8 protein-coding genes and 1 pseudogene are annotated in these 13,496 nt (G+C 68.4%); 8 read left to right on the forward strand and 1 reads right to left on the reverse strand.

All coding sequences use genetic code 11. The features are described 5' to 3' along the window. Positions 1–233: 233 nt before the first annotated feature. The gene (gene nhaA, locus ACQYVW_RS08990; RefSeq protein ID WP_434946745.1) at positions 234–1,574 is read right to left on the reverse strand and encodes a Na+/H+ antiporter NhaA; all 1,341 of its coding nucleotides are present in this window, start codon (positions 1,572–1,574) and stop codon (positions 234–236) included. Between the two features lie 314 nt (positions 1,575–1,888). Here nhaA and ACQYVW_RS08995 point away from each other — a divergent pair, with 314 nt between their 5' ends. From ACQYVW_RS08995 to ACQYVW_RS09030, 8 genes and pseudogenes are all read left to right on the forward strand, one after another. Further along, positions 1,889–2,332 (forward strand): fasciclin domain-containing protein, encoded by a 444-nt coding sequence (locus ACQYVW_RS08995; RefSeq protein ID WP_434946746.1) that lies wholly within the window; start codon positions 1,889–1,891, stop codon positions 2,330–2,332. Between the two features lie 466 nt (positions 2,333–2,798). Next, positions 2,799–5,183, forward strand: a complete 2,385-nt coding sequence (locus tag ACQYVW_RS09000) for a TonB-dependent receptor (protein WP_434946747.1) — start codon at positions 2,799–2,801, stop codon at positions 5,181–5,183. A gap of 14 nt (positions 5,184–5,197) precedes the next feature. After that, a pseudogene (locus ACQYVW_RS09005) lies at positions 5,198–5,422 on the forward strand (response regulator); the annotation flags it as partial. Positions 5,423–5,468: 46 nt separating this feature from the next. Further along, the gene (locus ACQYVW_RS09010; protein ID WP_434946748.1) at positions 5,469–6,710 is read left to right on the forward strand and encodes a TonB-dependent receptor domain-containing protein; all 1,242 of its coding nucleotides are present in this window, start codon (positions 5,469–5,471) and stop codon (positions 6,708–6,710) included. Between the two features lie 47 nt (positions 6,711–6,757). Further along, positions 6,758–8,887, forward strand: a complete 2,130-nt coding sequence (locus ACQYVW_RS09015; RefSeq protein WP_434932621.1) for an Atxe2 family lasso peptide isopeptidase — start codon at positions 6,758–6,760, stop codon at positions 8,885–8,887. Positions 8,888–9,165: 278 nt separating this feature from the next. Beyond that, positions 9,166–9,738: an RNA polymerase sigma factor gene (locus ACQYVW_RS09020; protein ID WP_434946749.1), complete on the forward strand. Its 573-nt coding sequence runs from the start codon at positions 9,166–9,168 to the stop codon at positions 9,736–9,738. Between the two features lie 13 nt (positions 9,739–9,751). Next, the gene (locus ACQYVW_RS09025) at positions 9,752–10,741 is read left to right on the forward strand and encodes a FecR family protein (protein ID WP_434946750.1); all 990 of its coding nucleotides are present in this window, start codon (positions 9,752–9,754) and stop codon (positions 10,739–10,741) included. Between the two features lie 121 nt (positions 10,742–10,862). Beyond that, positions 10,863–13,496: a TonB-dependent receptor domain-containing protein gene (locus ACQYVW_RS09030; RefSeq protein WP_434932618.1), complete on the forward strand. Its 2,634-nt coding sequence runs from the start codon at positions 10,863–10,865 to the stop codon at positions 13,494–13,496.

Genomic DNA, 13,496 nt, shown 5'->3' on the forward strand with positions numbered 1-13,496 from the left:
GAAAGGGCGGCGCGCTCACGCCAACGCAGCGGGCAGGGCGTACCCTTCGGGCACACGGCGATCGCCGGCCAAGGATCCGTCATGAAGAACCGCAAGCTCCATCGCTGCGTCATAGGTCCGCCCCGGAAGACACCCATGCCGGATCAGGCCTTGTCCTACGCACTGGCCGTGGCGGAAAACGAGGGCTGGCCCAGGCCTGTCCCTGTCGATGACGGTTGGAAGATCGCGTTCAGTCAGCCGGGCGCGCGCTCCGCGCCCTTGCCGGGTTGACGCCCTGACGTGATCCAGGCCAGGACCGCCGTACCGCAGGCCGCCGAGAGCAGGGACGCGCAGACGACGCCCGTCTTGGCCGAATCGACCTGCGCCGGCGCCAGCGCCAGCTCCGCGATCAGCAGCGACATCGTGAATCCGATGCCGGTCAACAGCGCGCCGCCGCCCAACAGCGGCCACGACAGCCCGGCCGGACGCGTACCGATCCCGAGCCAGACCGCGGCACCGCTGAAGGCCATCACGCCCAGGGGCTTGCCGCAGGCCAGGCCAAGCATGACTGCGACCGCCAATCCCCAGTCGACCTGGGTCCCTGACAAGGGCAGCCCGGCGTTGGCCAGCGCGAAGGCGGGCAGGACGAGGAATGCCACCCAAGGGTGCAAGGCGAGTTCCAACCGCTCGAGTGGCGACAGGGCCTCGCGTGCCGCAACGCCCGCCCGCTGCAGGTCGCGTCGGCCCGTGGTGTCGCCACTCCAGCTCGCGCCCTGCGGATAGGCGGTGACCTTGGCGAGGATGGCGTGCAGTCTCCGGCCGCTGACCCAGCTTCGGGCCGGCGTCATCAGTCCGAGCAGCACGCCTGCGAGCGTCGGGTGGATGCCCGACTGGTCCAGCAGCCACCACAACAGCATCCCGAAGGCAATGTAGAGCGGCACCGGGCGCAGCCCGATGCGCCCCATGAGCGCGATGGCGGCGAGCACCAGCGCGGCGCCTGCGAGCGCTGCCCAGTCGATCGCGTCGCCGTAACCGATGGCGATGACCATGATGGCGCCGACGTCATCGAAGATCGCCACCGACAGCAGGAACAGGCGCAATGCCGCGGGAATCCTCCGCCCCAGTACGGCGAGGCAACCGATCACGAATGCGGTATCGGTGGCCATGACAATGCCCCAGCCATGGCGGGCCTGCTGATCCCATTCGATCGCCACGAAGATCAGCGCAGGCACGAGCATGCCGCCCAGGGCCGCCGATAGCGCGAACGCCGTCCTCCTGGGGCTCCGAAGTTCGCCGAGCACCAGCTCGCGCTTGAGCTCCAGCGCCACCACGAAGAAGAACAACGTCATGGCTGCGTCGTCGATCCAGTGCTTGAGCGATCGCGTGTACTCTGCGTGTCCCCATCCCAGGCTCAGCGGCGTCTCCCAGAACGCCATGTACGCGGTCCCCCATCGCGAATTCGACAGTGCGATCGCGATTGCAGCGCACAGCAACAGCAAGGCGGCCGCAAGCGCCTCGATGCGAAGGAAGCGACCCAACACCCGCGACAGTCGATCCACAGGCATGTGAGGCAGGCGTTCAAGTCCGTCGCTCACGAGCCTGGCCTGGCGTGGGAAGTCGCCAGCGTACGGCATCGCCCAGGGTATTGCTTTCACCGTCCTGCTGCGCAGCGGGGAAGCGCCCCTGTCTCCCGTCTACCGCGTCACGGCGTGTCAATCCATAACACTGCGATAACAAGCACAGGGACATGCTGCTCCTGCACTACGACGCAATGTCGTAACGGCCACTCAGCGGCTCGCACGTCCCCTCTTTCTCCTACTGAGCATCGCGTTCCTGCCACGCAGGGACTTCGGCTTCGGCCGCTTGCGATCGGCGCAATGCCGCTCGCCTCCTCGAAAGGCAACACCCCATGAGCACCATGAGCAACACGCCCAGCACCCGCAATCTCGTCGACACCGCTGCGGCCAACGACTCGTTCAAGACCTTCAGCAAGGCCGTCGAATCGTCCGGCCTCGCTGACACCCTGCGCGGTACCGGTCCCTTCACTGTCTTCGCCCCCACCGACGCGGCCTTTGCCAAGCTGCCCTCGGGACGCCTGGACAACCTGCTCAAGCCCGAGAACAAGGGCGAACTGACCTCGCTGCTCAACTACCACGTCGTCACCGGCCGCAAGACCGCCGCCGACGTCGGCAAGTGGGAATCGGCCAGGACCGTCAACGGCCAGCAGGCGCCGATCAAGATGGTGGACGGCAAGCTCACCATCGACGGTGCGCAGCTCACCACGGCCGACATCGGGACGAGCAACGGCCTGATCCACGGCATCGACAAGGTCAACATCCCCACCAAGCAGTAACGCCACCAGGTGACAGGGAGAACGGCGGGCCAGTCCCGCCGTTTTCTTGCCTGGCGCAAGCGCGGGAACAGCCGGCCCGTGGCGGGAGCTCAACCGCCGCGGCAGGCTTGCACTAGCGCTCGTCGTGTATCGACAGTCGCCGCCATGCAGGTCCGGGCAGCGTAGGTCGGCAGCATGTGGCTGGGGCTGTGCCTCGCCAGTGGCCGGGGACCCGAGCCGCCCCGTTGGACCATGGGCTCACCCGGTTCTGGGTGGGTCTGCACGTTGGACCTGTCCACTGCATGCCGGGTGACCGCGGGGACAGCGGTTCTGTCGCGGCGGCTGCACATGCAGCGATCCGCATCGAGCGCGCACGCCCGGGCATCGCCCGCAATCGCCCGCCCCGGCGACCTTTTGGCGACATTTGCGTCGCTAGCCTCGCATCGCTTCGTGCAACGAGACGGACCTTCCCTGGAGGCAGAGCGATATGAGCAGGCACGCGCGGCGGGCATTGTGTTGGGCGCTTTCGGCATCCCTGATCGGCGTACCACTGGCCACGCACGCAGCCGAGGCACCCGGCGCCCTGACCATCATCGTCACCGACCAGACGACCGACCGGCCGGTGGCCAATGCGACGGTCACGCTCACCGAACGCGACACGAACGCCGCGCGCAGCCTGCAAACCGACGCGCAGGGCCGGCTCGTGGTCGACCGGCTCGACCCGGGCCTGTACGCGGTCAACATCGCCAAGCCCGGCTTCGCGCCGATCTACGAACCGAGCGTCCGCGTGATCACGCGCAAGAACTCGCAGCTCGAGTTCGAACTCGGCATTCCGCTGCTCGATGAAGTGGTGGTCCAGGCGCGGCCGCTCGATGCGCTGTCGTCGCCGTCCAGCACCTGGCTCGACCGGGACGCCTTGCGCGACGCCGTCGGCGGTGGCGCCGATCCGCTGCTTTCGCTCGACGGCCTGCCCGGGCTGGCGTCCGCCAGCGAATTCGCCGCCTTCAGCGTGCGCGGCCGCGGCCCGCGCGACAACCTGGTCTTCGTCGACGAGTTCCCCTTCGACAAGGCGGTGCACTTCGACGCGACCCTGGGCGAGGACGAGGACGTCGGCGGCGGCGGCCGCTTCTCGATCTTCGCGCCCGACGTCATCGGCGGCGCCGAGTTCTCGCCGGGTGGCTGGGGCCCGGCCTATGGCGGACGCGCCGCCTCGCTGCTCAAGCTCGAGGTGGCCGGCGGCAACCCGAGCCCGTCGGCCAGCCTGCGCTACGACCTGGCCGGCTTCGAAGTCGGCTACGACGGCCCCGCCGGCATCACCAGGGATGCCACCCTGCTGGTGTCCGCGCGCCGGCTGGATTTCGGGTCCCTGTTCGAAACGATCGAGGAACTGGACATCGGCGACCCGGTGCTGCGCGACATCATCGTCAAGTCGGTCGTGCCGATCAACCCGTCGAACACCCTCGAAGTGCTGCTGATTGACACCAACGAGACCTACACGCGCGACGTGACCCACGTCTTCGAGTCGCCCAACTTCGAGGATGCGGCGCTGCTCGACTTCCGCCAGGACAGCGACCTGTACGGCCTCACCCTGCGCTCGCTGGTCGGCGAGAACGCCACCTGGACCAACAAGGTCTACCGCCGCGCCAGCCACAAGGTCAGCTCGGAGGGCGAGGCGTTTCCCGACCTCGCGCCGCCCGGCTCGCCCGCCTCCGAGTTCCCGGTGCGCGAAGACATCATCACCGTGACCGAGGACGAGACCGAGCTCGGATGGCGCAGCGACTTCGGCACGGTCAACCGCTGGGGCACGTTCAGCGCGGGCGTCCATGCCACCCGAATCGAGCTGGACTACCGCACGGTGCTCGACGGCGACTGGATCCGCTACGTCTACGACAGCGACGACTTCAGGCCCGACCCCGCGCAGCGCTATATCGTGCTGACGCCGGAGGCCATCGACTCCGCCCTGGACAGGACCGCCACGAACTACGCGGCGTACGTGGACCAGGCCTTCAAGCGCGACGCCTGGGACCTGCGCACCGGCCTGCGCGTGGAGCGCGACGGCCTGACGGACGAGGCCCTGGTCTCGCCCAGGCTGCGGGTGAACTGGCAGCCGGGCGCGAGCGCGCGGTACTTCGCGACCGCCGGCCTGTTCCACCAGTCGCCGCGCTACCTCGACCTCGCCGCCAACGCCGCGAACACGCTGGAGAACGAGGAGGTCAGGCACGCCAGCGTCGGCTTCGAGTACTTCTTCAACACCCGCTGGTCGGTGCTCACCGAGGCCTACCACCAGGACCTCGACAACCTGGTGGTCGACCAGGACCGCGCCAGCGGCACCTTCGCCAACATCGGCGACGGCACGTCCTTAGGGCTAGACGTCGTGCTCAAGGGCACACTCCGCGAAGGCCTGTATGCCAGCGCGACCTACTCCTGGAACGATGCCGAGATCGACCGCAAGGATGGCCGCGGCGCCGTGGCCGACGAGTTCAGCCGCGAGCACGTGGCCACCCTCGGCGTGACCTGGGAGATCACCGACCGCTGGAAGGTGGGCGCACGCTACAAGTACCTGTCCGGCCGGCCGGAGGACGCCTACGTCATCCACGCCGACGTGCTCGGCCCCGGCCAGCCCCTGCGCTACTCGCGCGAGACCATCGAACGCGGCGTCGGCCGCAAGGACGGCTACGGCGTGCTCAACGCCCGCGTCGACTACCGGCGCGCCTTCGGCCCGATCGACGTCACCGCCTTCCTCGACGTCATCAACCTCACCTCGGCCTCGTCGACCGACGACACCGAGTTCGACTACCGCCGGGGCGTCAACGTGGAGGACGACAGCGAGGCCGAGCCGCTGATCGGACTTCGGCTAGACTACGCCTGGTAGACGGGAGGCGGCGGATGGCACGCGTTCCTGATGCGACGCCCATCAGGGCGCTGATCGTCGAGGACAACCGCGACATCTGCGGAAACATCGCCACGTACCTCGACAAGCTCGGCTACGTGCTCGATTTCGCGCACGACGGCGTCACCGCCATGAACCTGGCGCTGACCCATCCGTTCGACGTCATCGTGCTGGACCTGATGATCCCGCGGATGGACGGCCTGACCTTCTGCCACCGGCTGCGGGCCGAGGCCGGGATCGAGACGCCGGGGAAGCCACGAACTCGGCGTGGAGGGGCCGCTGGGCCGTGCGCCTGGGGGCGAAGCCAGGCTCGCCGCTGGCGTGGGCTATCGCCACAACGGCTTCGAGACCCGCTATCCGGACAGCGGCTACACCCAGGCAGACGGCGATGTCCGCAGCCGCTTCGCCTACGCCGAGGTCGAGATTCCCCTGGTCGGGCCGGGCCAGGGCGTCGCGGGTGCGTATCGGATGGCCCTGACCGCAGCGGTGCGCGGCGAGGATTACGACCATTTCGGCAGCGTGACCACGCCCAAGCTCGGGGTGGTCTACGGTCCCGGTCGCGACGTCACGTTCAAGGCGTCCTGGGGCAGGTCGTTCAAGGTGCCCACGCTCTCGCAGCAGTTCCTGCAGCGCGACGCGATCCTGTTCCCCGCGATCGCATTGGGTGGAGCGGCGTATCCGCCCGACGCGACGGTGCTGTACCTGGTGGGCGGCAATCCCGAGCTGGCCCCTGAGCGCGCGCGCACATGGAGCGCGTCGCTGGCCCTCCACCCGTCGGCGCTGCCCGGTCTCGAGGCCGAGATCACCTGGTTCGACATCGACTACACCGACCGGGTGGTGCAGCCGCTCGTCCCCGCGCAGGCACTGTCGAACCCGGCGTTCGCCGAGTTCCTCCAGCCCGCCCCCGGCGCGGAAGCGCTGGACGAACTACTGCGGGCCTTCCGTTTCACCAACGCGACCGGTACCCCGATCGATGCGGCACGGATCGCGGCGGTGGTGCCCAACCTCTACGTCAACAGCGCGCGGCAGCGCGTGCGCGGTGCCGACGTTTCGGGCGGCTATCGCTTCGAACTCGCCGGGGGACGGCTGGCACTCCGGGGCGGGCTCGCGTGGCTGGACGGTACCCGCCGGATCTCGGCTGGACAGCCGGCACTGGACGTGGCGGGCACCCTGTTCCACCCGGCGGAGATCAACGGTCGCGCCGGCGCGGTGTGGAGCCGGGGCGGGTTCACCAGTTCGCTGTTCGGCAACTACCGCAGCGGCGTGCGCGATCCGACGGACGGCGCGAAGGGCGCCTCGTTCACCACCTTCGACGCCACGCTGCGCTACGACACCGGCGTCCACGCCGGGGTGCTGTCCGATCTCGCGCTGGAGCTGACGGTCCAGAACGCGCTCGACCGCGCGCCGCCGCTCTACGCCGTCACCTCGCCTACCTTCGCGCCATACGACTCCACCAATTACTCCGCCATCGGGCGCTTTGCCGCCCTCTCGGTTTCCAAGCGCTGGTGATGGCGTCCCACGCAATCACCCGGTTCGTATCAAGCAGGAGTCGAGGCATGGGAGCGGTCGGTCATCGCATGGCGTGGAAATGGATCCTGATGCTGGGCATGTGGCCCGGCCTTCTCATGCCCGGGCAGGCGCGGGCGGTCTCGTCCCGCCAGCTGGTGGAGATCGCCGACTTCAGCAGCCCGGTCGTTTCGCCGGACGGAACCCGGGTGGCGTTCCGCGTCATCCGCGCATCGATCGAGCGGAACACGTACGACTCGGTCTGGTACGTCCAGCCGCTGGACGGGACGGCCCCGCCGCGCCGGGTGGCCGATGGCGGCGTGCCGCTGCGCGACTCGGCAGGCATCGTCGTGCCGGCATCGGTGTCATGGTCTCCCGACGGTCGCTGGATCCATTACCGGGCACGGCACGACGGCAAGGTCGACGTGTGGCGCGCGTCCGCCGACGGCGCCGGCGCGGAAGCGATCACCACCGATGTGGCGGACGTCGAGGCGTTCGCGCTGGAGGAGGACGGCGCGCGGCTGGCGTATCGCGTCGGCCTGCCGCGGGAGGCGGTGCTGCTCGCCGAGGAGGCCGAATACGACCGGGGCATCCGGATCGAGCGGACCACGCCGCTGGGACAGAGCCTGTTCCGGTCCGGCCTCACCGAAGGACGCCTGGCCACCCAGCGGCTAGGCCAGGTCTTCAATCGTGTGTCCCTCGCTGCCACGGGGCCGATGCGCTGGAAGGCCGTCGACCTCGGCGCTGCGCCCGGGCGCGATCCGGTGCATCTCGCCAATCCACCTGCTGGGCCATCCCTACCGCCCGCGCTGCAGGGGCTGCCCAACCTATGGCAGACCGCACACGATCCTCACGGGGACCGGGTAGCCGCTCTCGCGCGCACCGGCGAGCGCACCGCGCAACGGCGGATCGAGCTGGGAGTCGCGCGCGGCGCGCGGGCGCGGGAGCTGGTCATGTGCCGGGCGGACGCATGCACCGATGCGGAGATCAGCGGCATCCAATGGCGGCCCGGGAGCGACGAAGTGCTGTTTACCGTCACGCGGTACGACACCGGCTTCTCCCAGTCGATCCACCGCTGGGATGTCGAAAGCGGCGCCGTGCATCCGGTGGCCGCCACGAGCGGAATGTTCGGAGGCGAAGGGCGTTGGAGCCCCGGCACATGCGGCGTGTCGGCCGATGCTCTGGCCTGCGTGACCGCGGACGCCAACCGGCCGCCGCGACTGGAACGTGTCGATCTGGCCACCGGCGCCCGGACGGTGCTGTTCGACCCGAACCAGGCGCTGTCGTGGGACCTCGCCGGACTCGACGCGCAACCGCTCCGGTGGACGGACGCAGAGGGACGAGTCTTTTCCGGCCAGCTGTACCTCGCGCGTCGCGAAGGAGATGCGCCCCCGCCGCTGTTCGTCACCTATTACCGGTGCATGGGCTTCGTGCGGGGCGGCGCCGGCGACGAATGGCCGCTGGCCGTACTGGCGGAACGGGGAGTGTCGACGCTCTGCATCAACGCGCCTTCGTTCTCGAGCGATGCGGCCGAGCGCTACGATGTCGGCCTGTCCGCCGTAGGGAGCGCCATCGACCTGCTGGCGGCCGAAGGACGGGTCGACAGGACGCGCGTCGGCATGGGGGGGCTCAGCTTCGGCAGCGAGGTGACCATGTGGACGCTGATCCACTCGGAGTTGCTCGCGGCGGCTTCGCTGGCCTCGCCGACCACGTCCCAGATGTACTACCTGCTGGGGAGCAACATCGGCGAGGAGTTCCTCTCGCTGCTGCGGAGCAACTGGCAGCTGGGCGCACCGCACGAGACGCCCGAGAACTGGCAACGGATCTCGCCGGCTTCCAATCTCGCCAGCATCGGCGCCCCGGTCCTGATGCAGCTGGCTGAGCAGGAGTACATGTACGGGCTGGACTATGCGATCCCGCTGATGCGGGACCATCGCGCCGACGTCATTGTGTTTCCGCACGCGCCCCACAACAAGTTCCAGCCACGGCACAAGCTCGCCGCCTACGAACGCAACCTGGACTGGTTCCGGTTCTGGCTCCAGGGATTCGAGGACGCGGACGATCTGAAGTCGGAACAATACGCACACTGGACGCGAATGCGCGAGCGGATATGCGGGCGTGGTGACCAGCCGCAGCCGGTCCCGTCGGTGCACTGCTCGCCTCACGGACACGCGCCCTGATCGCGTACGTGGCGACCGACGATGCTGGTCATCGCGCCGTGCCCGGATGCGGGGCTGGCATGTTCCGGTGCAGGTAACGATGATGCCTTCGGCCGATTGCATAAGACGCGACAGGACGTGATGTCCCCTACCCCTCACGCCGACGGCTCGGCGGGAGGGGTGTTCACCGTCAGAAGAGCTTGATCTGGCAGCAAGGTCGCCCGATGATCGGCGACAGGCTCAACGCGTGCATTGCAACGATCTGCGTCGCTTGCCGTGGGACCGGCGGATCGACACAGATGAGCAACGGCAACCAACCCGCGTGGATCAACCCCTCGACCACCGTCGCGTCGATGTGGAACGGACGCTTCGAGGAGTTCCTGCGCGAGGAGCGCGAGGCGCTTCTGAAGTTCCTGCGGACCCGACTGCCCACGGACGAGGACGCACAGGATGCGGCCCAGGAAAGTTTGATCCGGATGATCCGCTATCGCGACAGCGAACCGCCGGAATCCTGGAAGCGGCTCCTGTATCGCATTGCGGTGAATGTCTGCAACGACCAGTACCGCCACGCGCGCAGCCGGTATGCCATCGAACATGTCACCGGGGATTCGCTCGATGCCGTGGCGGAAGACGCGCCAGGGCACGAGGAACGGCTCGTGCAACGGCAGGCGCTGGACGCCGTGGTCGAGGTCGTGCTGACGCTGTCACCCCGCTGCCAGGAGATCTTCCTGCTCAATCGGGTGCATGGCATGACCTACGTGCAGGTGGCGGAAGCTTGCGGCATCTCTACCAAGGCAGTGGAGAAGCACATGATGAAAGCACTGGCGGTGCTGCGCAGGCAGCTGGGCAAGCAGGGTGACTTTCCGTCATGAGGACATGGAGATGATGCCGGAGCCACGACACGGGGCCGGGGAAGCGGACGCGGAACGCTGGTTCATGCGCCTTCAGATGGGCGACTGTACCTCCGCCGACCGCGCCGCTTTCGCACGCTGGCGGCTGGCGGACCCCTTGCACGCGGCCGCCTATGCCGAGGTCGAACGGGTGTTTGCGCTGGCTGCACAGGCTGCCGGCGATCCGCGCCTGCAGGCGGCTGCGCTGGCGGCGCACGAGCGCGTCGCGCGTCGGCGCGCACGGCACGGCGTACTGCGGCGTTGCGTGGCGTGGGCAGCCGTCGCGGGTGTGGTGCTGGGATTGGGCATTGGCTGGCACAGCTGGAATCCCTCGCAACCCGAAGTGCATTACGCCACCGCCGTAGGCGAAACGCGCACGTTGACCCTGGACGACGGCACAACCGTGGTGCTCGACACCGATTCGGCGCTGCGCGTGCGCTACAGGCGCCTGCAGCGCGCGGTGGAGCTCGAGAAGGGCCAGGCGCAGTTCTCGGTGGCGCGGCAACCGCGACGCCCGTTCGTGGTCCACACCGGGCTGGGCGAGATCCGCGCGCTGGGGACCCGATTCCAGGTCCGCAGCGAAGCCGAGCATGTCCAGGTGGCGCTGCTGGAGGGAACGGTGGAGGTCGCGGCCACGGCCACGGCCACGGGCGGCAGGCGGACTGCGCGGCTGTCACCGGGCGAGCAACTGGTGTTCGATGCGCACCAGCGCTGGGTCCGGAGCGCCTTCGACCCGGAGGTGATGCAGGGCTGGACCGATGGTCAACTGCTGTTCCGCAGCCGACCGCTGGCGGAGGTGGTGCAGGAAATGAACAGGTACAACACCACCCGCATCAGGCTCGGCGACCCGTCATTGGAGACGTTGCGCATCAGTGGCCAGTTCTACAGCAACGATCCGCAGTCGCTGATCCTCGCACTGGAGCACGGCTGGTCGCTGCGGGCGGAACGGACTGCCCGTGACGTCGTGTTGCACCGGGACGACTGACGCGGCACGGCGGAACGGGGGGGGTAGGGCAGCGTGCCCGGGGTTCCGTCTTATGGGCGTCGACGTCGCTTCCGCATGTGCGGCTGCCCACGTCGCAACATCGACATGACCGGGGAATGCCATGGGGAAGAACACGCTGCGGATCGCCATTTTGCATGGGATCCTGTTGGCAGGCGGCGCGATGGCCGCTCCGTCGGAGGTACAGGCCCAGGGCCATGTGCAGGTCTTCAGGATCGGGGCGGGTGATCTGGAGAGCGTCTTGTCCCGGTTCGGCTCGCAGAGTCGCCTCCAGCTGATCTATGCGCCCGGCCTCCTCGAGGGAAAGCACAGCAAGGGATTGACCGGAACCCACACGCCGGCGGAGGCTCTGCAGCAGCTGCTCGAAGACACCGGCCTGCAGTTCGAACGCGTGAACGACGCCACCGTGGTGATCAAGCGGACCCCTGCACCGGTGCCGCCACCCGCGTCGGGCTCTGCGGCGCGGGAACCGGATGCAGCTTTGCAGCCAGCATCTGGTGAGGTGCAGTCGCTGGACAGCATTACCGTCACGGGCAGCCGAATCCGCGGCGGCACGACGCCATCGCCGGTGGTCACGATCGGGGGCGAGCGCTTCCGCGAGGAAGGGTTCTCCGACCTCGGCGAGGTCATCCGGAGAGTGCCGCAGAATTTCGGAGGTGGGCAGAATCCCGGCGTCGCCGCGGGCGCCACGGCGGGAGCCGGCGGCGTGGCCAACCAGAACATCACCGGCGGATCGTCGCTGAACCTGCGGGGCCTGGGCGCCGATGCGACGCTGACGCTGCTCAATGGGCGCCGCATGGCGTATGGTGGCTTCGCCCAGGCGGTCGACATCGATGCGATCCCGATCGATGCGGTCGACCGCGTTGAGATCGTGGCCGATGGCGCATCGGCCATCTACGGCTCCGATGCGGTAGGTGGCGTGGGAAATGTCATCCTCAAGCGGGATTACGACGGCGTCGCGCTGGGTGCGCAACACGGACGCACTGCCGACGGTGGATTGCAGAGCCGCGCCTACACCGCGACGGCGGGCACGGCCTGGTCGAGTGGCGGACTGATCGCGACGTACAAGCACGCCACCGTCGACCCCATCGACGCCCGGGAGCGGGACTACACCGCGCACATGCCCGTGCCCACGACGATCTATCCGGGGAGCCGCCTGCGCAGTGGACTGTTCAGCGGATACCAGGCGCTCGGCGACCGTGTTGAATTGAAACTCGATGCGCTGCGTACCGAGCGGGAGCAGCGGTCATACGCCTACTTCAGCGGGATCTCCAGCTACTACAGCCGGTTCTCGCCCGTGACCACGACCACGCTCGTGGCACCGAGTATCGAGATCGCGATGGACGGCGACTGGCAACTGGCGATCGCGGGCGCCAGTGGCCGCGACAGGCGCGTGCAGCGGGAACAGATGATCATGGTCGGGACTGGGCAGGTATCGCCGTCGCCCTATGACGATTGCTACTGCAACGAAAGCCGCGCGCACGAGATCGGAGCGGAAGGCCCGCTCTTCGCCCTGGCGGGCGGCGACGCACGCATCGCGCTCGGCCTTGGCCGACGCGAGAACGAATTCCTCCAGCGCAACCTCGTGTCCGGCGAAGTCCTGATCCAGGGCGTCGAAGGCAGCCGCTTCGCCTATGCGGAGCTGAGCCTGCCCCTCATGTCCGCCGGAACGGCGCAGGCGTCGTCCCCACGGATGACGATGACCGCCGCCGTGCGGCGGGAAACGTACGACAGCTTCGGCGGTGTGGCCACGCCGAAACTGGGGCTGGTCTACACCCCTACCGGCGACTACACCCTGAAGGCGTCCTGGGGACGATCATTCAAGGCGCCGACGCTGCTGCAGCAGCACCAGGCGCGCAATGCCCTGCTCTACCCGGTGGCGGTGTTCGGCGGCAGCGCCGCCAGCGATGCCACGGTGCTCGCCGTCTTCGGCGGCAACCCGCAGCTGGATGCCGAACGTGCCCGAACGTGGACCGCGTCCGTCGCACTCCACCCGCGGGCGCTGGCCGGTCTCGATGCGGAGCTGACCGTCTTCGACATCGACTACACCGATCGTGTGGTCCAGCCGATCGGGAACTATGCCGAGGCTCTGACGAATCCCGTCTACGCCCCCTTCGTCGACCAGGCGCCGACATCCGACGAACAGGCGCGGATCATCGATGCGTCGGCCGGCTTCTACAATTACACGGGCGTCGACTACGATCCGGCACGGGTCAGCGCGTTGCTGTACGCGAACTTCGTCAACGTGGCGCGCGAGCGCATCCGGGGCGTGGATCTTTCGGCGTCCTACGGAATCTACGTCGGGACGGGCAGGCTGACCCTGCGGGGATCCGGAAGCTGGCTCGACAGCAGTCGCGAGAACAGCCCGGCCGACCGCGCGTTCGACCTCTCGGGCACGCTGTACAGTCCGGCGAAGGTCAACGGCCGGATCGGCATCGCCTGGCAGCAGGGCGCCTTGGGCGCATCGTTGTTCGCCAACTACACCAGCGGCGTGACCAGCCTGGCCGATGACCTGAGGACGGCGTCGTTCACCACCGCGGACCTGGCCATCCGGTACGCGTTCGACGGCCCGGCCGATCCGCGTTCCGGATGGGATGTCGCGGTCTCCGCCCACAACCTGTTCAACCGGGCACCGCCGCTGCATCGCACAGTCGATCCGACCTGGGTGCCGTACGACTCGACCAACTACTCCGGGGTCGGGCGGCTGGTCAATCTTTCGGTCACCCGGCGCTTCTGA

Source organism: Luteimonas campi, assembly GCF_051162505.1.
GTDB lineage: Bacteria > Pseudomonadota > Gammaproteobacteria > Xanthomonadales > Xanthomonadaceae > Luteimonas.

What these genes read in the sequence shown, in the direction of transcription:
- ACQYVW_RS09030 (WP_434932618.1), top strand. Translation starts at nt 10,863, where the DNA reads ATGGGGAAGAACACGCTGCGGATCGCCATTTTGCATGGGATCCTGTTG.
- ACQYVW_RS09000 (WP_434946747.1), top strand. Translation starts at nt 2,799, where the DNA reads ATGAGCAGGCACGCGCGGCGGGCATTGTGTTGGGCGCTTTCGGCATCC.
- ACQYVW_RS09025 (WP_434946750.1), top strand. Translation starts at nt 9,752, where the DNA reads ATGCCGGAGCCACGACACGGGGCCGGGGAAGCGGACGCGGAACGCTGG.
- ACQYVW_RS09020 (WP_434946749.1), top strand. Translation starts at nt 9,166, where the DNA reads ATGAGCAACGGCAACCAACCCGCGTGGATCAACCCCTCGACCACCGTC.
- ACQYVW_RS08995 (WP_434946746.1), top strand. Translation starts at nt 1,889, where the DNA reads ATGAGCACCATGAGCAACACGCCCAGCACCCGCAATCTCGTCGACACC.
- ACQYVW_RS09015 (WP_434932621.1), top strand. Translation starts at nt 6,758, where the DNA reads ATGGGAGCGGTCGGTCATCGCATGGCGTGGAAATGGATCCTGATGCTG.